Origin of the sequence: Phenylobacterium sp., assembly GCF_025351295.1 — a bacterium.
GTDB lineage: Bacteria > Pseudomonadota > Alphaproteobacteria > Caulobacterales > Caulobacteraceae > Phenylobacterium.
Genome location: NZ_JANXWD010000132.1, coordinates 1 through 20,822 on the forward strand (window position 1 = coordinate 1; position 20,822 = coordinate 20,822).

The 20,822-nt window shown below is 68.6% G+C and carries 27 protein-coding genes; 21 read left to right on the plus strand and 6 right to left on the minus strand.

The window, feature by feature from the left end; all coding sequences use genetic code 11:
* The first annotated feature begins 146 nt into the window (after positions 1–146).
* From Q0R13_RS18185 to Q0R13_RS18245, 13 genes are all read left to right on the plus strand, one after another.
* Positions 147–764 (plus strand): hypothetical protein, encoded by a 618-nt coding sequence (locus tag Q0R13_RS18185; RefSeq protein ID WP_293906589.1) that lies wholly within the window; start codon positions 147–149, stop codon positions 762–764.
* A gap of 2 nt (positions 765–766) precedes the next feature.
* The gene (locus Q0R13_RS18190) at positions 767–913 is read left to right on the plus strand and encodes a hypothetical protein (protein WP_293906591.1); all 147 of its coding nucleotides are present in this window, start codon (positions 767–769) and stop codon (positions 911–913) included.
* Positions 910–1,110: a hypothetical protein gene (locus tag Q0R13_RS18195; protein ID WP_293906593.1), complete on the plus strand. Its 201-nt coding sequence runs from the start codon at positions 910–912 to the stop codon at positions 1,108–1,110. The genes Q0R13_RS18190 and Q0R13_RS18195 overlap by 4 nt, the downstream gene beginning before the upstream one ends.
* A gap of 157 nt (positions 1,111–1,267) precedes the next feature.
* On the plus strand, positions 1,268–2,491 hold the full coding sequence (locus Q0R13_RS18200; protein ID WP_293906595.1) for an MFS transporter: 1,224 nt from the start codon (positions 1,268–1,270) through the stop codon (positions 2,489–2,491).
* Positions 2,488–3,696, plus strand: a complete 1,209-nt coding sequence (locus Q0R13_RS18205; protein ID WP_293906597.1) for an MFS transporter — start codon at positions 2,488–2,490, stop codon at positions 3,694–3,696. The genes Q0R13_RS18200 and Q0R13_RS18205 overlap by 4 nt, the downstream gene beginning before the upstream one ends.
* Before the next feature lie 317 nt (positions 3,697–4,013).
* Positions 4,014–4,217 (plus strand): 50S ribosomal protein L35, encoded by a 204-nt coding sequence (gene rpmI / locus Q0R13_RS18210; protein WP_293906599.1) that lies wholly within the window; start codon positions 4,014–4,016, stop codon positions 4,215–4,217.
* Positions 4,218–4,230: 13 nt separating this feature from the next.
* Positions 4,231–4,587, plus strand: a complete 357-nt coding sequence (gene rplT / locus Q0R13_RS18215) for a 50S ribosomal protein L20 (RefSeq protein ID WP_293906601.1) — start codon at positions 4,231–4,233, stop codon at positions 4,585–4,587.
* A 105-nt stretch (positions 4,588–4,692) separates the two neighbouring features.
* Positions 4,693–5,805, plus strand: a complete 1,113-nt coding sequence (pheS, locus tag Q0R13_RS18220) for a phenylalanine--tRNA ligase subunit alpha (protein ID WP_293906603.1) — start codon at positions 4,693–4,695, stop codon at positions 5,803–5,805.
* Positions 5,802–6,203: an ASCH domain-containing protein gene (locus Q0R13_RS18225; RefSeq protein ID WP_293906605.1), complete on the plus strand. Its 402-nt coding sequence runs from the start codon at positions 5,802–5,804 to the stop codon at positions 6,201–6,203. Before pheS ends, Q0R13_RS18225 begins: the two co-directional genes overlap by 4 nt.
* A gap of 208 nt (positions 6,204–6,411) precedes the next feature.
* Positions 6,412–8,781 (plus strand): phenylalanine--tRNA ligase subunit beta, encoded by a 2,370-nt coding sequence (gene pheT / locus Q0R13_RS18230; protein ID WP_293906607.1) that lies wholly within the window; start codon positions 6,412–6,414, stop codon positions 8,779–8,781.
* A 169-nt stretch (positions 8,782–8,950) separates the two neighbouring features.
* Positions 8,951–9,085 (plus strand): hypothetical protein, encoded by a 135-nt coding sequence (locus Q0R13_RS18235; protein WP_293906609.1) that lies wholly within the window; start codon positions 8,951–8,953, stop codon positions 9,083–9,085.
* A gap of 48 nt (positions 9,086–9,133) precedes the next feature.
* On the plus strand, positions 9,134–9,679 hold the full coding sequence (locus Q0R13_RS18240) for a TIGR00645 family protein (RefSeq protein ID WP_293906611.1): 546 nt from the start codon (positions 9,134–9,136) through the stop codon (positions 9,677–9,679).
* A gap of 8 nt (positions 9,680–9,687) precedes the next feature.
* Positions 9,688–10,146 carry a VOC family protein gene (locus Q0R13_RS18245; RefSeq protein WP_293906613.1) on the plus strand — a complete coding sequence of 153 codons (459 nt, stop codon included), beginning with the start codon at positions 9,688–9,690 and terminating at the stop codon, positions 10,144–10,146.
* On the opposite strand, the gene Q0R13_RS18250 is transcribed toward Q0R13_RS18245, so the two are convergent.
* On the minus strand, positions 10,143–11,135 hold the full coding sequence (locus Q0R13_RS18250; RefSeq protein ID WP_293906615.1) for an NAD(P)H-quinone oxidoreductase: 993 nt from the start codon (positions 11,133–11,135) through the stop codon (positions 10,143–10,145). The two genes, Q0R13_RS18245 and Q0R13_RS18250, sit on opposite strands and share 4 nt — an antisense overlap.
* Before the next feature lie 83 nt (positions 11,136–11,218).
* Here Q0R13_RS18250 and Q0R13_RS18255 point away from each other — a divergent pair, with 83 nt between their 5' ends.
* Positions 11,219–11,425 (plus strand): DUF1192 domain-containing protein, encoded by a 207-nt coding sequence (locus Q0R13_RS18255; protein WP_293906617.1) that lies wholly within the window; start codon positions 11,219–11,221, stop codon positions 11,423–11,425.
* A 121-nt stretch (positions 11,426–11,546) separates the two neighbouring features.
* Positions 11,547–12,059 (plus strand): DUF1465 family protein, encoded by a 513-nt coding sequence (locus tag Q0R13_RS18260; protein ID WP_293906619.1) that lies wholly within the window; start codon positions 11,547–11,549, stop codon positions 12,057–12,059.
* Between the two features lie 22 nt (positions 12,060–12,081).
* Here the strand turns inward: Q0R13_RS18260 and Q0R13_RS18265 are convergent, their stop codons facing one another.
* On the minus strand, positions 12,082–12,699 hold the full coding sequence (locus Q0R13_RS18265; RefSeq protein WP_293906621.1) for a DUF1134 domain-containing protein: 618 nt from the start codon (positions 12,697–12,699) through the stop codon (positions 12,082–12,084).
* A 145-nt stretch (positions 12,700–12,844) separates the two neighbouring features.
* On the opposite strand from Q0R13_RS18265, the gene lepA reads away from it, so the two are divergent.
* On the plus strand, positions 12,845–14,650 hold the full coding sequence (lepA, locus tag Q0R13_RS18270) for a translation elongation factor 4 (RefSeq protein WP_293906623.1): 1,806 nt from the start codon (positions 12,845–12,847) through the stop codon (positions 14,648–14,650).
* A gap of 3 nt (positions 14,651–14,653) precedes the next feature.
* Positions 14,654–15,070, plus strand: a complete 417-nt coding sequence (locus Q0R13_RS18275; protein WP_293906625.1) for a hypothetical protein — start codon at positions 14,654–14,656, stop codon at positions 15,068–15,070.
* Between the two features lie 302 nt (positions 15,071–15,372).
* Here Q0R13_RS18275 and Q0R13_RS18280 read toward each other — a convergent pair whose 3' ends face one another.
* The 4 genes from Q0R13_RS18280 to Q0R13_RS18295 all read right to left on the minus strand — a co-directional run bounded on the left by Q0R13_RS18280 (position 15,373) and on the right by Q0R13_RS18295 (position 18,350).
* A complete protein-coding gene (locus Q0R13_RS18280; RefSeq protein ID WP_293906627.1) occupies positions 15,373–16,143 on the minus strand; it encodes a glucose 1-dehydrogenase in 771 nt (256 codons plus the stop codon).
* Positions 16,144–16,203: 60 nt separating this feature from the next.
* Positions 16,204–17,244 (minus strand): hypothetical protein, encoded by a 1,041-nt coding sequence (locus Q0R13_RS18285; RefSeq protein ID WP_293906629.1) that lies wholly within the window; start codon positions 17,242–17,244, stop codon positions 16,204–16,206.
* Positions 17,241–17,654, minus strand: a complete 414-nt coding sequence (locus tag Q0R13_RS18290) for a DUF2784 domain-containing protein (RefSeq protein WP_293906631.1) — start codon at positions 17,652–17,654, stop codon at positions 17,241–17,243. Before Q0R13_RS18290 ends, Q0R13_RS18285 begins: the two co-directional genes overlap by 4 nt.
* A gap of 90 nt (positions 17,655–17,744) precedes the next feature.
* Positions 17,745–18,350 carry a TetR/AcrR family transcriptional regulator gene (locus Q0R13_RS18295; RefSeq protein WP_293906633.1) on the minus strand — a complete coding sequence of 202 codons (606 nt, stop codon included), beginning with the start codon at positions 18,348–18,350 and terminating at the stop codon, positions 17,745–17,747.
* A gap of 108 nt (positions 18,351–18,458) precedes the next feature.
* Between Q0R13_RS18295 and Q0R13_RS18300 the strand changes: the two genes are divergently transcribed.
* From Q0R13_RS18300 to Q0R13_RS18315, 4 genes are all read left to right on the plus strand, one after another.
* Positions 18,459–18,587, plus strand: a complete 129-nt coding sequence (locus Q0R13_RS18300) for an entericidin A/B family lipoprotein (RefSeq protein WP_293906635.1) — start codon at positions 18,459–18,461, stop codon at positions 18,585–18,587.
* A gap of 72 nt (positions 18,588–18,659) precedes the next feature.
* Positions 18,660–19,055, plus strand: a complete 396-nt coding sequence (locus Q0R13_RS18305) for a DUF983 domain-containing protein (protein WP_293906637.1) — start codon at positions 18,660–18,662, stop codon at positions 19,053–19,055.
* Positions 19,056–19,151: 96 nt separating this feature from the next.
* Positions 19,152–19,304, plus strand: coding sequence for a DUF3309 family protein (locus Q0R13_RS18310; RefSeq protein ID WP_293906639.1), 153 nt, complete (start codon positions 19,152–19,154; stop codon positions 19,302–19,304).
* A 55-nt stretch (positions 19,305–19,359) separates the two neighbouring features.
* Positions 19,360–20,820, plus strand: coding sequence for an MFS transporter (locus Q0R13_RS18315; RefSeq protein ID WP_293906641.1), 1,461 nt, complete (start codon positions 19,360–19,362; stop codon positions 20,818–20,820).
* The last annotated feature ends 2 nt before the right edge of the window (positions 20,821–20,822 follow it).

The window sequence follows — 20,822 nt, forward strand, 5'->3', positions numbered from 1 at the left end:
GCGCCTCCGCCGGGTCCCTGGAGGCACCCCGCAGCAAGCAACCCACCGTTGACTTGGGTGTGATTTTCGCTGATTTGTAAAAGAATCAGAGCACCAGATTGGAAGGGCTCGGTGAAAACCGAGCCCTTTTTCTTTGTGGAAAACCAATGGCTATCGGCAACATGATTGAAGAGTATTCCGGGCGCCGAAGCGCGCCTGTGGATGTCAATGATGTCCTGGCGTCACTGCGGACGCGTGGCGTAAAAGATGAAGTCTACTTTTTCCCCGTAGACATCAAAGATGCGGTTCTCAGGGGGCAGTTCGTCCATTGGGACGAGATCAACGATTTTGAGTACCCCACCGACGCGACCCAGGCGGTCACGAAATCCGTAGCCGGGATCTTCTACGCCAAGAGCCTTACCGACGACTGGCAAAGGCTAGTCTGCTGCAAAGAGTTGCTACACATCCTCGATCCGGATCAATGGCGCGCGTCGACCCCTGCCGAGGTTAAGAACCTCACGGACAAGATCGTCCTCCCCCCAGAGTACCAAGATGGATTAAAGGACGGGTTGCCGACCGTCAGTGACCGTATCGGAATCCTCCAGGCCGTCGCGGTTCTCTTTCCGTGGGCCGCAAGAGAAATCCTTATCAAGGCGCGAGCGGCGGACAGAGTCAGCGCGTTGGAGGTGTCGCGGCTTGTCGATCTACCGCAGCGATACACGAACATGGTAATGAGCGAATACTGGCCCGCAATGTACGAGAGCCTTCTTTCTATGAAGGACTAACGATGTCCGACGAGCCCAAGCCCCAGCTCGACAAGTTCCGCGACCTGGCCCGCGAGCTAGAGTGCGACGAGGACGAAGACGCCTTTGACGAGCGGCTGAAGAAGCTGGCTAAGGCGCCAGGAAAGCCTAAGGCCGAAAAGCCCAAATGATCGTCCTGCTCGAATGGCTGGGCGTGTCTCTGGTTATCGCGGGCATGATCAGGGGAGCCATGGGTGGCCCGGTGGTCCTCCGCTTCTGGGGAACGCCCGGCCCAATCAGCAAGCGCGCCTACATCTGGCTGCTCGTCTGGTCCGCCGTTCTGGCTGCACCGGTCGTGTGGTTTATCAGCCTAGTCAGTCACGGCTAACGCGTTTGCAAAGTATATAAACGCCTCCCGCGAACAAGTCGCGGGATGACGGGGCGGAGGGATTGATCTGTCCCCAACTTGCCACGCTGACCCGCCATCGGCCGCCCGCCTCTCCGCCAGCCTTGCCCGCCCGGGCGCCACGCCTTAACACCCCGCCATGTCCGAAACGCCGCCACGGGAGGCAGCGCCGCCCTCCCTGGCCGCGCTGTCGCTGATCGCCGTCATCTTCATCAACATGCTGGGCTTCGGGATCATCGTCCCGCTGCTGCAGTTCTATGGGCAGTCGTTCAACGCGGCGCCCTGGCAGATCGCGCTGGTGTTCTCGGCCTTTTCCGCCGGCAGCTTCTTCGGTGAGCCGTTCTGGGGCCGGCTGTCGGACCGCTATGGGCGCAAGCCGATCCTGATCTCCACGCTGTGCTGCACCTGCCTCTGCTACTTCGCGCTGGCCTTCGCGCCCAACGTCTGGGCGGCGCTGGCCATCCGCTTCCTGGGTGGCATGTTCAGCGGCAATGGCTCCGTCGTGCAAGGCTACATCGCCGACGTGACCCCGCCGGAAGGCCGGACGCGGACCATGAGCTACATGGGCTCGGCATGGAACATCGGCCTGATCGTCGGGCCCAGCGTCGGCGGGGTGTTCGCCAAGCCCGGCGTCGGCCCCATCGGCTTCCAGATCCCGATGTTCATCGCCGCGGGGCTGGCGGCCACCGCGGCGCTGGCCATCCTGCTGTTCATCCGCGAGAGCCGCGGGCGCAGCACTGAACGCCAGCCCAGCCGCTGGGAGGCCACCGGCGAGGCCGTGCGCCATCCGGTGATCGGCCGCCTGATGCTGCTGACCTTCCTGGTCGGCTTCGCCTTCACCGGCATCGAGGGCACCTTCAGCCTGTGGAGCGAGGCGAAGTTCCACTGGGGGCCTAAGGAGGTGGGGCTGTGCTTCGCCTTCATCGGCATCACCGCGGCCTTCACCCAGACCTTCGTCACCGGCCCGCTGGCCGAGCGCTACGGCCAGGGCCGGATGCTGGCGGTCGGCATGGGGCTCACCCTGGTGGGTCAGCTACTGCAGCCGCTGTCGACCCACGCCGCCATGGTCATCGCCCTGATGTGCGTCACCGCCATCGGCCAGTCGGTGGCCTGGCCCAACGTCAGCGCCCTGGTCAGCGAGACCGCGCCGGCCGACCGCCAGGGCCAGTTCCTCGGGCTCAACAACGCCACCGGGGCGCTGGCTCGCGTCGCCGGGCCGTTCTGCGCCAGTCTGGCTTTCACCCACATCAGTATCGACGGTCCGTTCTATCTGGGCGCAATCATCGTGGCGCCGTCGATCTGGCTGGCGGTGATGGCCGCGCGCCGGGCCGCCGCCTGGCGGATCGCGCGGGTCGCGCAATGATCCCCAGCGTGCTCGCGCCCGCCGAGGAGCGCCGCGCGCTGATCGTCCTGCTGGCGGTGATCTATCTGATGATCGCCGGCTTCGGCCTGGTGATCCCGCTGCTGCCGTTCTTCGCCAAGGCGTTCCACGCCTCGGCCTGGCAGGTCACGCTGCTGTTCTCGGCCTTCTCGGTCGGCCAGTTCATCGGCGAGCCGATCTGGGGGAAGCTGTCGGATCGGATCGGCCGGCGGCCGGTGATGATCGCCACCATCGCCATGGTCGGTGTCAGCTACGCCGCCCTGGCCTTCGCCCCCAACATCGCCGTGGCCTTCGCGATCCGCTTCCTGACCGGGATTTTCGCCGGCAACATCTCCACCCTGCAGGGGGCGATGGCCGACATCACCCCGCCGGAGAAGCGCGCCCAGCGGATGGGGATCATGGGCGCCGCGTTCAGCGCCGGCTTCACCACCGGCCCGGCGATCGGCGGCTTCCTGGCCCAGCCCAGCCGCGGCGCGCTCGGCTTCCAGTTGCCGCTGCTGGTGGCGGCCGGGTTCGCCCTGGCCTCGGCGCTGGCGGTGGTCTTCCTGGTGCGCGAGACCCGGCCGAAGACCGCCGTCCCGCCGCGCGGCCAGGTGCGCACCCCGCGCCTGCAGGAAGGCTTCGGCCATCCGATCATCGGCCGGGTGGTGATGATCAGCTTCATCGTCGTGGTGGGCTTCGCCGGCATCGAGGCCACCTATGGCCTGTGGACCGAGGCCCGCTTCGGCTGGGGGCCGAAGCAGATCGGCGCGGCGTTCATGGGGATCGGCCTGCTGGGCGCGGTCTGCCAGGGGTGGCTGTCCGGGCGGCTGGCGCGGCGCTACGGCGAGGCGCGCACCCTGATGGGCGGCCTGGCGTTCATGGGCGTCGGAATCGCCACCCAAGGCCTGGCGCCTACTTGGCCGATCGCCATCGTGGGCTTCGCCCTGGTCTGCATCGGCCAGTCGATCTGCTTCCCCAACATCTCCGCCCTGATCAGCCGCGCCGCGCCACCCGACCGCCAGGGCGAGATGCTGGGCCTGAACATGAGCGGCATGGCCGCCGCCCGCATCGGCGGACCGGTGGCGGCGGGCGCGCTGTTCTCGATGGTCTCGGTGGGGGCGCCGTTCGCCTTCTCGGCGGTGCTGGTGCTGCCGGCGCTGTGGTTCGCCGCCATGGTGGTGAAACGCTCGCCGCGGCTGGCGTGACGCTCAAGTTGCTCCCCTTCGGGAGAGCTCCCGCGAAGCGGGTGAGGGGGTCCTTCACGACCGTCCGACCGGACACATCAGCGGCGCCGAGATCGGTTGCGCCCGACGTTCTGAGCGGACCCCCTCCGTCGGCTCCGCCGACACCTCCCCCGACAGGAGAGGGACCTGGGCAGCGCGACCCGCAAGGCAGCGGAGAGTTGCATTCCCCGCCTCTTTCCCGTATTCACCCGCCCCTTCGGAACCGCCTGGCCCAAAGGCATGCCAGGGCGGTTCATCAACACGACCTAGAGGACGGGGTGTTCACGCCCCGACGTGAAATGCCCAAACTGAAGACCAAGTCGGGCGTGAAGAAGCGCTTCCGGCTCACGGCTTCCGGCAAGCTGAAGGCCGGCGTCGCCGGCAAGCGGCACCGCCTGATCAGCCACAACGCCAAGTACATCCGTCAGAACCGGGGCACCAAGGTGATGAGCGCGTCCGACGCGAAGATCATCAAGCTCTGGATCCCCTACGGCCTCGCTTAGGGAGAGCTGACAGATGGCACGCGTCAAACGGGGCGTCACCGCCCACGCCAGGCACAAGAAGGTTCTCGAGCAGGCCAAGGGCTTCTACGGGCGCCGCAAGAACACCATCCGCACCGCGAAGGCGGCCGTGGACCGGGCTGGCCAATACGCCTATCGCGACCGCAAGATCCGCAAGCGGATGTTCCGGTCGCTGTGGATTCAGCGGATCAACGCCGCGGCCCGCACCGAGGGTTTCACCTACTCGCAGTTTATTCACGGCCTTGACCAGGCCGGGATCGAAATGGATCGCAAGGTCCTCGCCGACATCGCCGGCGCCGATCCGGTCGCGTTCAAGGCCATCGCCGACAAGGTTCGCGCCGCGCTGGCTTAAGGCCCGGGATCGACAGATCCCGAAGCCTCAAGAGCCCTCCGGCCGAACCGCCGGGGGGCTTTTTGCTGCTCGCTCCTGAAGAACCTCATCTAGGACAGCCCCCTGATGACCGACCTCTCCCAACTCGAAGCCGACCTGTCGGCCCGCGTCGCCGCCGTGCAGGACCTCGCCGCCCTCGAAGCCGTCCGTGTCGAGGCGCTGGGGAAGACCGGTTCGATATCCGAACTGCTGAAGACCCTGGGCCGCCTGTCGCCCGACGAGCGCCGCGAGCAGGGGCCGAAGATCAACGGCCTGCGCGACGCCGTCACCCTGGCCATCGCCGCGCGCAAGGACCACCTGGAGACCGCCGCCCTGGACGCCCGGCTGGCTGCCGAGCGGGTCGACCTCTCGCTGCCGCCGCCGCCCGAACGCCGTGGCCGGGTGCACCCGACCATGCAGGTGATGGACGAGATGATCGCCGTCTTCGCCGACCTGGGCTTCTCGCTGGCCGAAGGCCCGGACATCGAGGACGACTTCCACAACTTCACCGCGCTGAACTTCCCGCCCAGGCATCCGGCGCGGGAGATGCACGACACCTTCTGGCTGCCCGAGGACGAAGCCGGCCAGCGCAAGCTGCTGCGCACCCACACCAGCCCGGTGCAGATCCGCGTCATGCAGCAGGGCCAGAACCACAAGCTGCCCGGCTGGATCGCCACCAGCCAGTCGCCGCCGATCCGCATCATCGTGCCCGGCCGCACCTATCGCTCGGACAGCGACGCCACCCACACCCCGATGTTCCACCAGCTGGAAGGCCTGGTGATCGACCGCAATATCCACATGGGCCACCTGAAGTGGACCCTGGACACCTTCATCAGCCGCTACTTCGAGACCCCGGTGGTCGAGACCCGCTTCCGGCCGCACCACTTCCCGTTTACCGAGCCGTCGGCCGAGATGGATGTGAAGTGCGACCGCTCCGGCCGCGATGTGAAGATCGGCCAGGGCGACGACTGGCTGGAGATCGTCGGCTGCGGGATGGTGCACCCCAACGTGCTCGCCAACTGCGGCCTGGACCCCGACGAGTGGCAGGGCTTCGCCTTCGGCTTCGGCGTCGACCGGCTGGGGACGCTGAAGTACGGCATGCCCGACCTGCGCGACATGTTCGCCAGCGACGTCCGCTGGCTGGAGCACTATGGCTTCTCGGCCTTCCAGGCGCCGAACCCGGCAACGGGGCTGTCATGACCGGCGTCGATTGGCGGAGCCTGGAGTCGTTCAGCTTCGGCGACGGGCCGGCGCTGGCCGATGAACTTCTGGCCCTGGTGCTGGGAGGCAAGAAGACCGCGACCTGCTGGGCCGCGGCCGAGGGCCTGAAGGGCGCCGAGGTCGGCAAGCCAATGGTGGCCAAGGACGGCGCAGGCCGGCCGCGCGCCGTGCTGGAGACCGTCGAGCTGACCCAGCGCCGGTTCGACGAGGTCGACGCCGCCTTCGCCCACCACGAGGGCGAGGACGACCGCACCCTGGCCGCCTGGCGCGCCGCCCATCGGCGCTATTTCACCCGCAACGGCGGCTTCGCCCCGACCATGCTGCTCAACTGCGAGCGCTTCCGGCTGGTCGAGATTATCGAGGACGGCCAGCCATGACGTCCCTGCACCATCCTTCTCCCCCTGCGGGAAAAGGTGGCCGGCGGAGCAGGTCGGATGAGGGGTCGCGCCGGCCTCTCGACGCTCAATCCGCTTCGACACACGCGCCGCCAGGGCTTGTGGCCTTGGCGCAACCCCTCATCCGTCAGCCTCCGGCTGCCACCTTCTCCCGCAAGGGGAGAAGGCTTCAAATGTGCGAGCTCGCGCCATGAAGTTCACCCTGTCCTGGCTTAAGGAACACCTCGACACCACCGCGACGGTCGGCGAGGTCGTGGCCGCCATGACCATGGCCGGGCTCGAGGTCGAGCATGTCGCGGACCCGGGCGCCAAGCTGGCGGCCTTCACGGTGGCGAAGATCGTCGAGGCCCACCAGCACCCCAACGCCGACCGCCTGCGGGTCTGCCAGGTGGACACGATAGACGGCCGCCAGGAGATCGTCTGCGGCGCGCCCAATGCGCGCGCAGGCCTGACCACCATTTACGCTCCGATCGGCGCCTACGTGCCGGGCTCCGGCGTGACGCTGGAGGCGCGGCCGGTGCGCGGCGTGATCTCCAACGGCATGCTCTGCTCGGCCAGGGAGCTGGAGGTGGCCGAGGAGTCCGACGGGATCCTGGAGCTGGACGATGGCCTCGCCGTGGGCGCCAACGCCGCCGAGGCGCTGGGCCTGGAGGCCGTGATCGACTTCGAGGTAACGCCCAACCGGCCCGACTGGCTGGGCGTGCGCGGCATCGCCCGCGACCTGGCCGCCGCGGGCTTAGGGACGCTGAAGCCGGACACCACCGCGCCGGCCACGGGCGCCTTCCCTTGCCCCATCGCGATCAAGGTCGACGGCGACGCCTGCCCGGTGTTCGCCGGCCGGCTGATCCGCGGCGTGAAGAACGGCCCCTCCCCGGCCTGGCTGCAGCAGCGGCTGATCTCCGTCGGCCTGCGCCCCATCAACGCCCTGGTAGACGTCACCAACCTGATCTCGGTCGATCGCTGCCGGCCGCTGCACGTCTACGACGCGGGCAAGATCGCTGGCGGCGTCATCGAGGCCCGCCTGGCGCGCGACGGCGAGACCGTCGAAGCGCTGGACGGCAAGACCTATCCGGCCGGCCCGGAGATCTGTGTCATCGCCGACCGCTCGGGCGCCATCGGCCTGGGCGGCGTCATGGGTGGCGTCTCCACCGGCTGTTCGGAGGCCACGACCGAGGTGTTCGTCGAGAGCGCCTGGTTCGACCCGATCCGCACCGCCCAGACCGGCCGCGCCACTGGGATCGCCTCGGACGCCCAGTACCGCTTCGCCCGCGGCGTCGATCCGGCCTCGCTGGTCCCCGGCCTGGAGCTGGCCACGGCCCTGATCCTGCAGCTGTGCGGCGGCGAGGCCTCCGAAGTCCGGGTCGCCGGCCAGGCGCCCGCCCCGCCGACCGCCATCGCCTTCGACCGGGCCTATGTGAAGAAGCTGTCCGGCCTCGACGTCGGCCTGGCGCGGATCGACGAAATTCTCACCAGGCTCGGCTTCAAGGTGGACGGCGCCCACGTCACCCCGCCGTCCTGGCGACGCGATGTGGGCGGCAAGGCCGACCTCGTCGAGGAAGTCGCCCGCATCGAGGGCTTCGACAACCTCCCCGAGACGCCGCTGCCGCCGATTGCCCGGCCGGCCGGCGGCGTGCTCACCCTGCGCCAGCGCCGCATGCGCGACGCCCGCCGCGCGCTGGCGGCGCGCGGCTATGCCGAGGCGCTGACCTGGAGCTTCATGCGCCGCGAGTGGGCGGCCCTGTTCGGCGGCGGCGACGCGAAGCTGGTGCTCTCCAACCCGATCGCTTCGGACCTCGACACCATGCGCCCGACCGCCCTGGGCAACCTGGTCGACGCCGCCGCACGCAACGCCCGCAAGGGCTTCGCCGACGCGGCCCTGTTCGAGGTTGGCCCCAACTTCCGCGGCGACGAGCCCGGCGACCAGTGGACAGCGATCACCGCGCTGCTGGCCCCGCATGCGCCCAAGTCGTGGATCAAGGGCGGGACCGACCCACTGTTCGCGCTCAAGGGCGACCTGCTCGCTCTGTTGGACGAGTTGGGCGCACCCGGCCTGCAGGTGGTGCAGGGCCAGAATGCGGCCTGGTGGCATCCGGGCCGTTCAGCCCGCCTGCAGCTCGGCCCCAAGGTGGTGGTCGCCGAGTTCGGCGAACTGCACCCGCGCATCCTCAAGGCCCTGGACGCCGACGGCCCGATCCTGGCCTTCGAGCTGAACCTCGACGCCATTCCCGAGCCGAAGCGCAAGGGCGTGAAGACCAAGCCGGCGCTGGACCTCTCGCCCCTGATGCCGCTCAGCCGCGACTTCGCCTTCCTGGTCGCCGCCGACACCCCGGGCGGCGACCTGGTCCGCCCGATCCTGGGCGCCGACAAGGCCCTGATCGCCGACGCCCGGATCTTCGACGTCTACCAGGGCCAGGGCGTGCCGGACGGGATGAAGTCGGTCGCCGTCGAGGTGGTCGTCCAGCCCCGCGAAAAGACCCTGACCGAGGGCGAGATCGAAGCTCTCTCCGGCCGGATCGTCGCCGCGGCGTCCAAGGCCGTAGGCGCGAAACTGCGAAGCTAGACCGCGGGCCGCGATCGGGGTCTGATCGGGCGATGGCGGACCTCCTGACCCTCGCCGAGTTCAACCTGCTGCTGCGCGGCGGGATCGTGGGCTTGCTGGCGCTGATCGCCGCGGTGCTGCTGCGCGACCAGCCCAGGGCCCAGCCGCGCGCCTGGGCGCCTTCTTCGCCGTGGGCGCCGGCGCCTACGCGATCTGCTCTACGCCGGGCTTCCACGCCCGCGCCGGACTGGCGGCGGCGCCGTTCCTGGCCCTGGCGGTCGGCAAAAATGTGGTGTTCTGGCTGTTCGCCCGCTCGCCGCGTTGACGCGCGGAGGCGCCTTGCGCCGGCGCCTCCAGCCGTTACCTAGGAGGGATGAGCGAGCCTTCCCCGACCCGCCCCAAGCCCAACGCCGAGCGGATCCTGGAGCTGGGCCTGTTCCGCTCCCGCTGGCTGATGGCGCCCTTCTATGTCGGGCTCGTCGTCGCGCTGGCCGCGCTGCTCGTCGTCTTCGTCAACGAGGCCTGGCACGAGCTTTCCCACCTGTTCGTCATGTCGCCGGAACAGGCGATCCTGATGGTGCTGTCGCTGATCGACCTGTCGCTGGCCGGCAACCTGCTGCTGATCGTGATCTTCTCGGGCTACGAGAATTTCGTCTCCAAGATCGACACCGGCGACGACGAAGACCGGCCCGGCTGGATGGGCAAGGTCGACTTCTCCGGCCTGAAGATGAAGCTGATGGCCTCCATCGCCGCGATCAGCGCCATCGCCCTGCTGAAGGCCTTCATGCAGTTGGCCGAGGGCCAGGAGATCACCGACCGGCGCCTGAGCTGGCTGGTCGGCATCCACCTCACGTTCGTCACCTCCGGCGTGCTGCTGGCCCTCATGGACTGGCTGACCAGCAAGACCGACAAGCACTGAGGACCCGCATGGTCGAGATCAACGGCGTCGCGCACACCTTCATCACCGCCGGCGACTTCGAGGCCTCAGTCGCCTTCTACCGCCAGCTGCTGCCGTTCCTGGGGCTGCAGGAGGTCGCCGACAGTCCGGACACCTACTACTGCGTCGGCGGCCGCACCGGCTTCGGCATCCGCCGGCCGGACCCGGCGCATGCGGGCGCGGCCTACGCGCAATACCGGGTCGGCAGCCTGCACCACCAATGCTGGCGCGTGCGCGACTTGGCCGATGTCGACGCGGTCCACGCCTTCATGGTCTCGATCGGCGCGACGATCGTCCACCCGCCCCAGGTCGACCAGTTCGCGCCGGGCTACTACTCCGTCCTCTTCGAAGACCCCGACGGCATCCGCCTGGAGGTCAACCACGTCCCCGGCCGCGGCCTGTTCGACACCAAGACCCAGCGGGTCGGGGCGAGCCTGGACGAGCGCTAACCGACGGTGAGGATCACCTTGCCCACGTGCGCGCCACTTTCGAGGTGGGCGTGGGCCGCGGCGGCCTCTTCCAGCGGAAACGTCCGATCCACCTGCGGCTTGACCTTGCCGGCGGCGATCCATGGCCAGACCACCCGCTCGACCTCGCCGGCCAGCCGCGCCTTCTCGTCGGCGTCGCGGGGGCGGAGGGTGGAGCCGGTGATCACGGCGCGCTTCTGCATGATGCGGAAGATCTGCAGGGCCACCTCGCCGCCGGCCTGGGCGGCGATGAAGACGATGCGGCCGCCGGTGCGGATGGCGTCCAGGTCCTTGGTGAAATAGTCGCCGCCGACCATGTCCAGCACCACATCGACCCCGCCCTCGCGCTTGGCGACCTCGGCGAAGTCCTCGGCGGTGGCGTCGACCGCCACGTCGGCGCCCAGCGCCAGCGCGGTCTTCGCCTTGTCCGCCCCCCGCGCCGTGGCGATCACCTTGGCGCCGGCGGCCTTGGCCATCTGGATGGCGGTGACCCCGATGCCGGAGGTCGCGCCGTGCACCAGCAGGGTCTCGCCGGCCTTCAGCGACCCGTGCTCGAAGACGTTGGCGTAGACGGTGAACACGGTCTCCGGCAGCCCCGCCGCCTCGACGAAGCTCAGGGACGCCGGCATCGGCAGGGCGTGGCGCGCGTCGCAGACGGCATATTCCGCATAGCCGCCGCCGCCCAGCAGGGCCACGACCTGGTCGCCGGCCTTCCAGCGCCCGGCGCCGATCACCACCGCGCCGGCGACCTCCAGGCCCATGGTGTCCGGCGCCCCGGGCGGCGGCGGGTACATGCCCAGGCGCTGGATGATGTCCGGCCGGTTGACGCCCGCCGCCTTCACCCGGATCAGCACCTGACCCGTTTTGGGCTGCGGCCGCGGGATCTGCGCCGCCTTCAGCGCCGAGGCCGGGCCCTTGCCCCCCTCGATGACGACCGCGGTCATGGTCTCGGCTTCGATCGGGCTGGTCATCGAAAAGGTCCTGAAACTTGCGCGGATCGGCAACGCGGGTTCAGATAAACCCCAAGTCGGGGGACGCATAGGAGGGTTCGGCGATGGATGAACCTGCTGAAGTCCGGCCCGGTCGCGGGCAACGCCTGCTGGAGGCTGTCCGCGAGGACCTGGAGCTCTATGGTGTGGCGGAGCTTGAGGAGCGGCTCGAGATCCTGGCGGCGGAGGCCGCCCGGGTGGAGGCGCAGATCGGCAAGAAGCGATCGAGCCGCGCCGCCGCCGACTCCTTCTTCTCGACTCGTTCGAGCTGAAATCCTCGACTCGACCCCGACGGGGACGATGCGGGCGCTGGCACAGCGGTTGCATAGCCCGCACGATGCCGCGTCCATTCGTTCAGGGCGTGGAAACCGATACTGATGTAGAGTTGAGTTGATGCAGGATACCCAAAGCCCCGATTGGCGCGACGACGTCATCCAGGATTTCGCCCGCTCCGAGCTGTTCGAGCGAACCTTCCAGGAGGGCATGGAACTGGTCGAGCAGACCGCCAGCTACCTGGACGGCGAAGGCCGCCAGGAGAGCAAGCTGCTGTCGCGCAACGCCGCGCTGGCCTATGCGGCCGAGAGCATGCGGCTGACCACGCGCCTGATGCAGGTGGCCTCGTGGCTGCTGGTCCAGCGCGCCGTGCGCGAGGGCGACATGGCCCCGGCCTCGGCGTGCGAGGACCGCTACCGGCTAAACGCCCAGGATATCGCCAAGGCTGCCGAGGCCGAGGCTGCGCGGGGCGAACTGCCCCGCGGCCTGACCCGCCTGACCGACCGCGCCGAGCGCCTCTATGAGCGCGTCCGCCACCTGGACAAGCGCATGTACCTGGAAAGCGGAACCGGCGAACCGGCCAACCCGGTGCTGTCCCACATGGACAAGCTCCGTACGGCGTTCGGCGGCTAAATACCCAATGCGGTGTGCGGTTTTAGAACGGAATCTTATGCCGCTTCCGCGAGTACGACAGGTAGCCCACATTGGCGCCCAGCCGCAGGCCGACGCCGGCGCGGATCGGGGCCAGGGTGATTTCGTCGGCGCGCTGGTAGTTCACGCCCAGGCCGCCCACGAGGTAGGCTGAGCCTTCGACGCCCGGGAACCGCTGGAAGATCCGCTCGGGAACCTCGAGGCCGTAGCAGAGCGTGAACACCCGGCTGGCGTTGCCGCCGAAGTCCCAGCCGGCCGAGGGGCCCTGCCAGAACACCTCCATCGGCTGGTGGTTCTTCATGTACATCAGGCCGCGGCCGTAGCGGGCCCCGATCACGAAGGCGCCCGAGCCCTCCTCGCCGGCGATATAGGCGGTGGGCCGGCCGTTCTTGGCGAACAGCTTCTCGACCGCCCCGCCGGCCGACTCCGCCGTCACGCCCAGGAAGTCGGAGACATTGTGGACGATCTCGTCCTCGCCATAGGTGTTGTCGGCGGTGGTGGGCGTCGCGCCGGCCGAGGGCGGCGCGCCGGGAACCGGCTGCGCGCGCGCGCCGGCGATCCCGACAAGCGCCGGGGCGCCCAGGCTGACGAGCCCCGAAACGATCAGCGTGCGACGGTCCATGGCGCTGCAGTGCCTCCAAGTAAGATCGAGCCCGCCCAGCCGTCAGGGATGGGCGGCGTCGCCTTAACGCAGCATTAACCACGGCCGCGGGGCGACAAAGCGGCAGCCTATGTTGCGTCGCGAGATGTGCTAAACGCGGCGCGCCATGACCACCCCGCTTTCCCACATCCGCAACTTCGCGATCGTCGCCCACATCGACCACGGCAAGTCCACGCTGTCGGACCGGCTGATCCAGGAGACCGGCGCGCTGACCCAGCGCGAGATGACCGAGCAGGTGCTCGACAACATGGACATCGAGCGCGAGCGCGGCATCACCATCAAGGCCCAGACCGTCCGCCTGGAATACAAGGCCGACGACGGCGAGACCTATATCCTCAACCTGATGGACACCCCCGGCCACGTGGACTTCGCCTACGAGGTCTCCCGCTCCCTGGCCGCCTGCGAGGGCTCGATCCTGGTGGTGGACGCCTCGCAAGGGGTCGAGGCCCAGACCCTCGCCAACGTCTACCAGGCGCTGGACAACAACCACGAGATCGTCCCGGTGCTCAACAAGGTCGACCTGCCGGCCGCCGAGCCCGACCGGGTGCGCCAGCAGATCGAGGACGTCATCGGCCTGGACGCCTCCGACGCGGTGCTAGCCTCGGCCAAGACCGGCCTGGGCATCCACGACGTGCTGGAGGCGGTGGTCAAGCGCCTGCCGCCGCCCAAGGGCGACCGCGACGCGCCGCTGAAGGCGCTGCTGGTCGACGCCTGGTACGACGCCTACCTGGGCGTGGTCGTGCTGGTGCGGGTCGTCGACGGGGTGCTACGGGCCGGCCAGCGCATCCGCATGATGCAGCAGGGCTCCACCCACCTGATCGACCGCATCGGCTATTTCCGGCCCAAGCGCACCGAGGTGGACGAACTCGGCCCCGGCGAAATCGGCTTCATTACCGCCCAGATCAAGGAAGTCGCCCAGGCCGCGGTCGGCGACACCCTGACCGACGAGCGCAAGCCGGCCGCCCAGGCCCTGCCCGGCTTCCGCGCGGTGCAGTCGGTGGTGTTCTGCGGCCTGTTCCCGGTGGACGCCGCCAAGTTCGAGGACCTGCGCGCCGCGATCGGGCGCCTGCGCCTGAACGACGCCTCCTTCACCTACGAGATGGAAACCAGCGCGGCGCTCGGCTTCGGCTTCCGCTGCGGGTTCCTGGGCTTGCTGCACCTGGAGATCATCCAGGAGCGCCTCTCCCGCGAGTTCGACCTCGACCTGATCGCGACGGCGCCGTCGGTGGTCTACAAGATCGGCCTGATCAACGGCGAGACGGTCGAGTTGCACAACCCGGCCGACCTGCCCGATCCGGTGAAGATCGCCACCATCGCCGAGCCCTGGATCAAGGCCACCATCTTCACCCCCGACGAGTACCTGGGGCCGATCATCAAGCTCTGCCAGGACCGCCGCGGCCAGCAGCGGGAACTGAGCTACGTCGGCTCCCGCGCCATGGTGGTCTACGACCTGCCGCTGAACGAGGTGGTGTTCGACTTCTACGATCGCCTGAAGTCGATCTCCAAGGGCTACGCCTCCTTCGACTACACGCTGGAGGACTACCGGGTCGGCAACCTGGTGAAGATGTCGATCCTGGTGAATGCCGAGCCGGTGGACGCCCTCTCGATGCTGGTCCACGCCGACCGCGCGGAGGCGAGAGGCCGCGGCATGGTCGAGAAGATGAAGGAGCTGATCAGCCCCCACATGTTCCAGATCCCGATCCAGGCGGCGATCGGCGGCCGGATCATTGCGAGAGAAACCGTCCGCGCGCTGCGCAAGGACGTCACCGCCAAGTGCTACGGCGGCGACGCAAGCCGCAAGCGCAAGCTGCTGGACAAGCAGAAGGCGGGCAAGAAGCGGATGAGGCAGTACGGGAATGTGGACATCCCGCAGGAGGCGTTCATCGCGGCGTTGAAGATGGACGCGGATTAGGGGATGGGGATGACGGTCCGAAGCCGCATGTGGGCGCCGATGACCGGTCTGCTTGCCGGCTGCGCCCCTAACGCGGCGGAGCAGCGCGGCCTTAGGCCCGGCGACACGCAGGTCGTCGCTCAATGGGTCATGACATCCGACCGTACTGGCCCCTACTTCGCCGCTGAGTCACAAATCGCCAAGGCGAGTGAAGGCCTCTACTTTGAGGACGGAAATGACGTCGGCGGCGGCTACTTCAACGTCTATCTCTATACGGATCACGTGCCGGAGACGGTCGCTCACCTCATAGATATGGAGCGCGCGGGGAAGGTGCCTCGCAACCTCCGAATCGGCGTCGCGGTGTACAAGGGCGGAGATCGAAGCGACTGGACCTATCGGCCCGCTCATCCGGCAACCTTGACGTTGTTCGGCGTTTTCTGAGGCTCGGACCTCCCGGATCTAGGCCTGAACCGCGTCGCGGCCACGCCCAGCCATAGATCTCATGGCAGCCAGTTTGCCTGCCGTGAGATCTATGGACGGACAGCGCCGCGCGGCGCTATTCCGAAATCCAGTTCCTCCGGATCGTCGTGCCCGGGCTGGACCGGCGCTTGCCACGCGGCCGACCAAAACCCCGCTCATCCCCGCGAATGCGGTGACCCAAGCCGATTCTCGTTCGACCCGCCGCGCCAGCACCGAGACGCCGCATGGGTCCCCGCCTTCGCGGGGATGAGCGGCGGTGGGAGTCAAGCCGCCGTGTAGCCCCCATCCACCACCAGCTCCGACCCGGTCATGAAGCTTGACTCGTCCGACGCCAGGAACAGCACCGCGTCGGCGATCTCGCGGGGCACGCCCAGGCGGGCCATGGCGTGGCGGGAGGTGATATTGTCGCGCATCTCGTTTTCGTTTTCGGAAGCCCGGAAGGCGTTCACCACCATGGGCGTGTCGATGAAGCCTGGGTGGACCGAGTTCACCCGCACGCCCAGCGGCGCCAGTTCCAGGGCGACCGCCTTGGTCAGCATCAGCACTCCGCCCTTGGAGGCGCAGTAGGCCGCCGCGCCGGGCAGGCCGACCTTTCCCAGGATCGACGACAGGTTGATGATCGAGCCGCGGCCGGCCGCCACCATGGCCGGCGCCACGGCCTTCACGCCGAGGAAGGTGCCCTCCAGGTTGATGCCGACGATGCGGCGCCAGGCCGCCAGCGTCGCCTCCAGGATCGGCTCTCCGCCCGCGGCCACGCCGGCGCTGTTCACCAGCACGTCGATTTTGCCGAAACGCGCCAGCGTGGCCGCGACCACCTCGGTCCAGCGGCCCTCATCGGTCACGTCCTGGGGCAGGAAGTGCGCCGTACCGCCCGCCGCGGCGATCTCGTCGGCGAGGGCCAGGCCGGCGTCCTCGGCCAGGTCGGTGAGCACCACCTTGGCCCCCTCCCGCGCCAGCCGCCGGCCGCTCTCCGCGCCGAGCCCCGAGGCCCCGCCCGTGATCAGGGCCACCTTACCGTCCATCCGTCCCGCCATCGTGTCCTCCGATCGATCGAGGGAGGATCCTGGCGCCCCGACGCGGCGTCAGGCGAGGCCCTACTCCGCCACGTCCGCCGCCTCGACCTTCTTGCCCGCCGCCTCGGTCACCCGGGCTCCGCGCAGGATACCCGGCAGGGCGTAGTTCCCCTCGTGGCAGGCGTATTCATAGACAGGACCCTTGGCGGCGTTGATCGGCATCTCGCCCCGCCAGGTCTTGGTATAGACCTTGGGGTCCTCGACCTTGAATTCGTAGAGGATCTGGGTGGGCGAGACACGGGTGAAGCGCTCCGTCACCCTGGCGTCCTGGGAGACGAAGACGGTGGTCGGGATGCCCGGCCGTAGCTGTTCGCCCGGGTTGAAGTTGGTGGTCTCGACCACCAGGGCGTCGCCCTCCCACCAGCCGACCGAATCGCCCATCCAGGTGCGGATGTCGGCCTTGGGATGGGTGCGGTCGCCCAGGCGCACGATGCGCGCGTCGTGGTTCATCTCCACCAGGATCACCAGGTGATCGCGGTCCTGCTGGATCTGGTAGGTGTTATTGTAGAGCACGTTCAGCATCGGCGGCCCGGCCGTGGAACCGAAGCCGAGCAGGCAGCGCTCGGCCAGCTGGCGGCCCTCGGGCCCGTCGAAGTTGCTCTGGATCTTGGTCACCTCGGCCTGGAACAGCCGCCGGCCCTCGGGGCTGTAGGGCAGCTTGCCGTCCGCCGGCTCCACGATCCACGAGGAGCGGAGCTCGCCACGGATGGCGCCCACCTTCGTGCCCGGATCGATCCAGAAGGCGTTGTAACCGCCGGGGTCCTTGCCCTTGGACGGCGCGGGCGCGTTCGGGTCGGTGGGCCCGGCGTCGGAGGTGCGCATCCGCGAATAGCCCTGCTCCATGGCCGCGGCCTGGGCGGGGGTGATCACCAGCGACTTGAACTGCGCCGGCCGCTCCAGCTGGGTGATCGAGGCATTGGTCCAGACGCCGGAGAGGTCGGGCTGGCCGAAGGCGTTGCGGGGCGCCTTGTAGCCCGCCGCCCCAGCCGCCCCGGCGAGCATCGCACAGGCGAGCGCGCACGCCGCGACCGCCGCCCGAACCCGAATGCTCGAAGCCGTCATGGTCTTTCCTCCCGGTTCCCGGATCGTTGTTCACCGAGTATGCGCGCTTGCGGCCGCACGAACCACCACAGCGCCACCACATAGGCCAGCACCGCCAGATACCCCGCCGTGAACGCCCCCATCGGCAGGGGCCAGTAGATGACGCTGTTGACCCAGCGCACGATCAGCGGGTCGTGGGCGCCGCTGCCGGTGAGCGCATCCTGCCAATCGGTGAGGAAGCAGGCGCGGCCCAGCGCGGCCTGCAGCGCCACCACCGCCAGCGAGGCGAGGTGCAGCAGCCGCCACCAAAGCACCCGCACCCACCGCCAGCCCAGCGCGGCGCCCAGCGGGATCAGGACCAGGCCCGCGATATTGAAGTTGATCACCACGAGGTGGATCGCCAGCACCAGCTGGCCGAGGATCGCGGTCATCGGTGGAAGTTCGGGTGGCGTCGGCCACTCTGAGCCATAGATCTCATGGCGGCCACTTTGCCTGCCAGCCCTTCGATAGTGGAGCGTCGGTCATCGGCTGGAACCTGGGACGTGAGGGGACGCGGGCGCGTCAGGGGCGACGAGAGCGATCAGGGCGGACAGCGCCGCCGTTGTCGTCTGCCGATCGCCGCTGGACAGGAACTCCTGCAGCAGCCCGCTGATGGCGCAGACGATCAGGGTGGACCGGGCGGCAGACTGTTCGCCGGTTTGCGGCAAGCGCCCGGCGGCCCGGTCGATCAGGGTGGTCCACGCGGCGCTGTTGGCCCGCCGGACCTCTTCCGAGAAGCTGATCCGGTCGTACATGGCCAGGCCGTCGATCTCGAACAGCAGCCGGAAGTATCGCTGGTTGGGGGTCTCGGTCGCCCAGTCCCAGAACATGGTCAGCAGGCCGCGCTGGGACTCCGGCGCCTCACGCGCGGCTCGCGCGCTCAGCGACGCGGCGACCTGGCCGCGAACCTCGGCCAGGGCCGAGGCGATCAGCTGCTCCTTGGAGCCGAAGTGATAGATCAGCAGCCGCGCGCTGGTGCCCACCCGCTCGGCCAGCGGCCGCAGCGACAGGTCGCCCGCGCCGTTGTCCAGCAGCGCCGTGACGATCTGCGCGAGCAACTCCGCGCGGCGATCCAGGGGCATATCCATGGAACGACCGTTACATGAAACGAACGTTTCAGTCAACGGCCGCTGCGGCAAGCTTGACGGCGGCCCTGGCTCAGCCGACCTAGGCGCTTTCTGACTAGGGCTCTTCCCATGCGCAAGCTGATCATCCTCGCCGTCGCCTCCGCCATGCTGCTGGGCGCCGCCTGCAACACCATCGCCGGCGTGGGGCGCGACGCGCAGTCGGCCGGCAAGACGGTCTCCAAGGCCGCCAAGCAGTAGCCGCGCCGCCTCGACCGCGGCCCAGCCGCGCACGCCCTTTCGCCGGGGCCGCGGCAGGCCCATATGAGCGGCATGGCTGAGATCGTCTATCCGCTGTTCCGCTCCATCGGCCGGGGGCTGGCGCATCGTTGCCCGAACTGCGGCCAGGGGCGACTCTATGGCCGCTACCTGAAGGTCGAGCCGCACTGCGCCAACTGCAACCATGAGCTGGCCGACTATCCGGCCGACGACGGGCCGGCCTATCTGACCATCCTGCTGATCGGCCACCTGATCATCGCGCCGCTGCTGTTCTTCCCGATCATCTGGCGCAGCCCGCCGCAGATCTCGCTGCCGATCATGCTGACCACCCTGCTGGTGGTGGCGCTGAGCGCCCTGCCGCGCATCAAGGGCGGCTGGATCGGGCTGATGTATGCCCTGCAGGTGACCCGCCGTGACGAGCACCTGCACACGGCCGACGCCGCCGACTGATCCTGCCGCCGCGCCGGGGACGGGCCGCCGCCGGAACCCGGCCTGGCAGCACACGTTGGCTACGGTCGAGGTCGGGCAGCTACGAGGAACGCGTCCATGGGCACTATTCTAATTATCGTGCTGATCCTGCTGCTGGTCGGCGCCCTGCCGACCTGGGGCCACTCCCGCAACTGGGGCTATTTCCCGAGCGGCGGCCTGGGCCTGGTGGTGGTGGTGCTGATCATCCTGGTGCTGCTGGGACGGATATAGCGTCGACGCGTCCGGCTCGGATCGCCTAGCATCGCCCGAACGGTTCGGGGGAAGAATGGCGGTCGGCGAGACGGTTCACGGCGCGGGCGTTCAGAGGTCTGGCGGACCCCTGACCCCGCTGCGCCGGATCAAGGCGATCCTGGGCGGCTCGGCCGGCAACCTTGTCGAGTGGTACGACTGGTTCGCCTATTCCGCCTTCACCCTCTATTTCGCCGACCATTTCTTCCCCAAGGGCGACCAGACCGCCCAGCTGCTGCAGGCCGCGGCGATCTTCGCGGTGGGCTTCCTGGCGCGGCCGATCGGCGCCTGGGCCATGGGCTTCTACGCCGACCGGATCGGCCGCCGCGCGGCCCTGGCGTTCGCCGTGGCGCTGATGAGCCTGGGCTCGTTCGCCATCGCCCTGATCCCCAGCTACGCCACCATCGGGGTCTGGGCGCCCATCTCGCTGATGCTGGCCCGCGTGCTGCAGGGCCTGTCGGTGGGCGGCGAATACGGTGCCAGCGCCACCTACATGTCGGAGATGGCCGGCAAGAGCCGGCGCGGCTTCTGGTCATCGTTCCAGTACGTGACCTTGGTGATGGGCCAGCTGGCCGCCACCGTGGTTCTGCTGGTGCTGCAACACACCCTGACCAAGGGCGAGCTGCAGGACTGGGGCTGGCGCATCCCGTTCGCCATCGGCGGCGTCCTGGCCATCGCGGTGTTCTGGGTGCAGTGGCGCCTGGAGGAGAGCCCCTCCTTCGTGAAGGTCGAGGCCGCCGACCGCGCCCGCCTGGACCCCGTCCACATGCGCTGGGTGATGATCCTGCTGGGCGTCGCCCTGGCGATCTGCGCGGCCCTGTTCGCCAGCGACAATCCCAACGCGCTCAGCCTGTCGGTGGCGGTGCTGGTCGTCTGGCAGCTCAGCTTGGCCGCCCCGCTGCTGGGCAAGCACCCGCGCGAGACCCTGATGGTGGCGGGCCTGACCGCGGCCGGCTCGCTCGCCTTCTATACTTACACCACCTACATGCCGAAATTCCTGGTCAACACCGCCCACTTCTCCAAGGACGCGGCCACCGTGGTCTCGGCCGGTTCGCTGCTGGTCTACATGTGCGCCCAGCCGCTGATGGGCCATCTCTCCGACCGGTTCGGCCGCCGCACGACCCTGATCTTCGCCTTCGCCCTGGGCACGGCGCTGACCTATCCGATCATGTCGGCGCTCTCCCATTCGACCAGCATCCTGCCGGCCTTCGGCCTGGCGACCGCGCTGTGCCTGATCCACTCCGGCTATTCGTCGGTCAGCGCGGTGGTGAAGTCCGAGCTGTTCCCCACAGCGATCCGCGCCATGGGCGTGGCCCTGCCCTACGCCATCGCCAACACCATCTTCGGCGGCACGGCGGAATATGTGGCCCTGTGGTTCAAGACCCAGCACGTGGAGACCGGCTTCTACATCTATGTCTCCGCGATCATGGCGGTGGCCCTGGTCATCAGCCTGCGCATCCGCGACACCAACAAGACGAGCCTGATCCTCGAGGACTGACG

What these genes read in the sequence shown, in the direction of transcription:
- Q0R13_RS18300 (WP_293906635.1), top strand. Translation starts at nt 18,459, where the DNA reads ATGCGCAAGCTGATCATCCTCGCCGTCGCCTCCGCCATGCTGCTGGGC.
- pheS (WP_293906603.1), top strand. Translation starts at nt 4,693, where the DNA reads ATGACCGACCTCTCCCAACTCGAAGCCGACCTGTCGGCCCGCGTCGCC.
- Q0R13_RS18200 (WP_293906595.1), top strand. Translation starts at nt 1,268, where the DNA reads ATGTCCGAAACGCCGCCACGGGAGGCAGCGCCGCCCTCCCTGGCCGCG.
- lepA (WP_293906623.1), top strand. Translation starts at nt 12,845, where the DNA reads ATGACCACCCCGCTTTCCCACATCCGCAACTTCGCGATCGTCGCCCAC.
- Q0R13_RS18250 (WP_293906615.1), bottom strand. Translation starts at nt 11,135, where the DNA reads ATGACCAGCCCGATCGAAGCCGAGACCATGACCGCGGTCGTCATCGAG.
- Q0R13_RS18290 (WP_293906631.1), bottom strand. Translation starts at nt 17,654, where the DNA reads ATGACCGCGATCCTCGGCCAGCTGGTGCTGGCGATCCACCTCGTGGTG.
- Q0R13_RS18295 (WP_293906633.1), bottom strand. Translation starts at nt 18,350, where the DNA reads ATGGATATGCCCCTGGATCGCCGCGCGGAGTTGCTCGCGCAGATCGTC.
- Q0R13_RS18315 (WP_293906641.1), top strand. Translation starts at nt 19,360, where the DNA reads ATGGCGGTCGGCGAGACGGTTCACGGCGCGGGCGTTCAGAGGTCTGGC.
- pheT (WP_293906607.1), top strand. Translation starts at nt 6,412, where the DNA reads ATGAAGTTCACCCTGTCCTGGCTTAAGGAACACCTCGACACCACCGCG.
- Q0R13_RS18240 (WP_293906611.1), top strand. Translation starts at nt 9,134, where the DNA reads ATGAGCGAGCCTTCCCCGACCCGCCCCAAGCCCAACGCCGAGCGGATC.
- Q0R13_RS18225 (WP_293906605.1), top strand. Translation starts at nt 5,802, where the DNA reads ATGACCGGCGTCGATTGGCGGAGCCTGGAGTCGTTCAGCTTCGGCGAC.
- Q0R13_RS18195 (WP_293906593.1), top strand. Translation starts at nt 910, where the DNA reads ATGATCGTCCTGCTCGAATGGCTGGGCGTGTCTCTGGTTATCGCGGGC.
- Q0R13_RS18185 (WP_293906589.1), top strand. Translation starts at nt 147, where the DNA reads ATGGCTATCGGCAACATGATTGAAGAGTATTCCGGGCGCCGAAGCGCG.
- Q0R13_RS18255 (WP_293906617.1), top strand. Translation starts at nt 11,219, where the DNA reads ATGGATGAACCTGCTGAAGTCCGGCCCGGTCGCGGGCAACGCCTGCTG.
- Q0R13_RS18245 (WP_293906613.1), top strand. Translation starts at nt 9,688, where the DNA reads ATGGTCGAGATCAACGGCGTCGCGCACACCTTCATCACCGCCGGCGAC.
- Q0R13_RS18265 (WP_293906621.1), bottom strand. Translation starts at nt 12,699, where the DNA reads ATGGACCGTCGCACGCTGATCGTTTCGGGGCTCGTCAGCCTGGGCGCC.
- Q0R13_RS18310 (WP_293906639.1), top strand. Translation starts at nt 19,152, where the DNA reads ATGGGCACTATTCTAATTATCGTGCTGATCCTGCTGCTGGTCGGCGCC.
- Q0R13_RS18285 (WP_293906629.1), bottom strand. Translation starts at nt 17,244, where the DNA reads ATGACGGCTTCGAGCATTCGGGTTCGGGCGGCGGTCGCGGCGTGCGCG.
- Q0R13_RS18305 (WP_293906637.1), top strand. Translation starts at nt 18,660, where the DNA reads ATGGCTGAGATCGTCTATCCGCTGTTCCGCTCCATCGGCCGGGGGCTG.
- Q0R13_RS18260 (WP_293906619.1), top strand. Translation starts at nt 11,547, where the DNA reads ATGCAGGATACCCAAAGCCCCGATTGGCGCGACGACGTCATCCAGGAT.
- Q0R13_RS18275 (WP_293906625.1), top strand. Translation starts at nt 14,654, where the DNA reads ATGGGGATGACGGTCCGAAGCCGCATGTGGGCGCCGATGACCGGTCTG.
- rpmI (WP_293906599.1), top strand. Translation starts at nt 4,014, where the DNA reads ATGCCCAAACTGAAGACCAAGTCGGGCGTGAAGAAGCGCTTCCGGCTC.
- Q0R13_RS18280 (WP_293906627.1), bottom strand. Translation starts at nt 16,143, where the DNA reads ATGGCGGGACGGATGGACGGTAAGGTGGCCCTGATCACGGGCGGGGCC.
- Q0R13_RS18190 (WP_293906591.1), top strand. Translation starts at nt 767, where the DNA reads ATGTCCGACGAGCCCAAGCCCCAGCTCGACAAGTTCCGCGACCTGGCC.
- Q0R13_RS18205 (WP_293906597.1), top strand. Translation starts at nt 2,488, where the DNA reads ATGATCCCCAGCGTGCTCGCGCCCGCCGAGGAGCGCCGCGCGCTGATC.
- rplT (WP_293906601.1), top strand. Translation starts at nt 4,231, where the DNA reads ATGGCACGCGTCAAACGGGGCGTCACCGCCCACGCCAGGCACAAGAAG.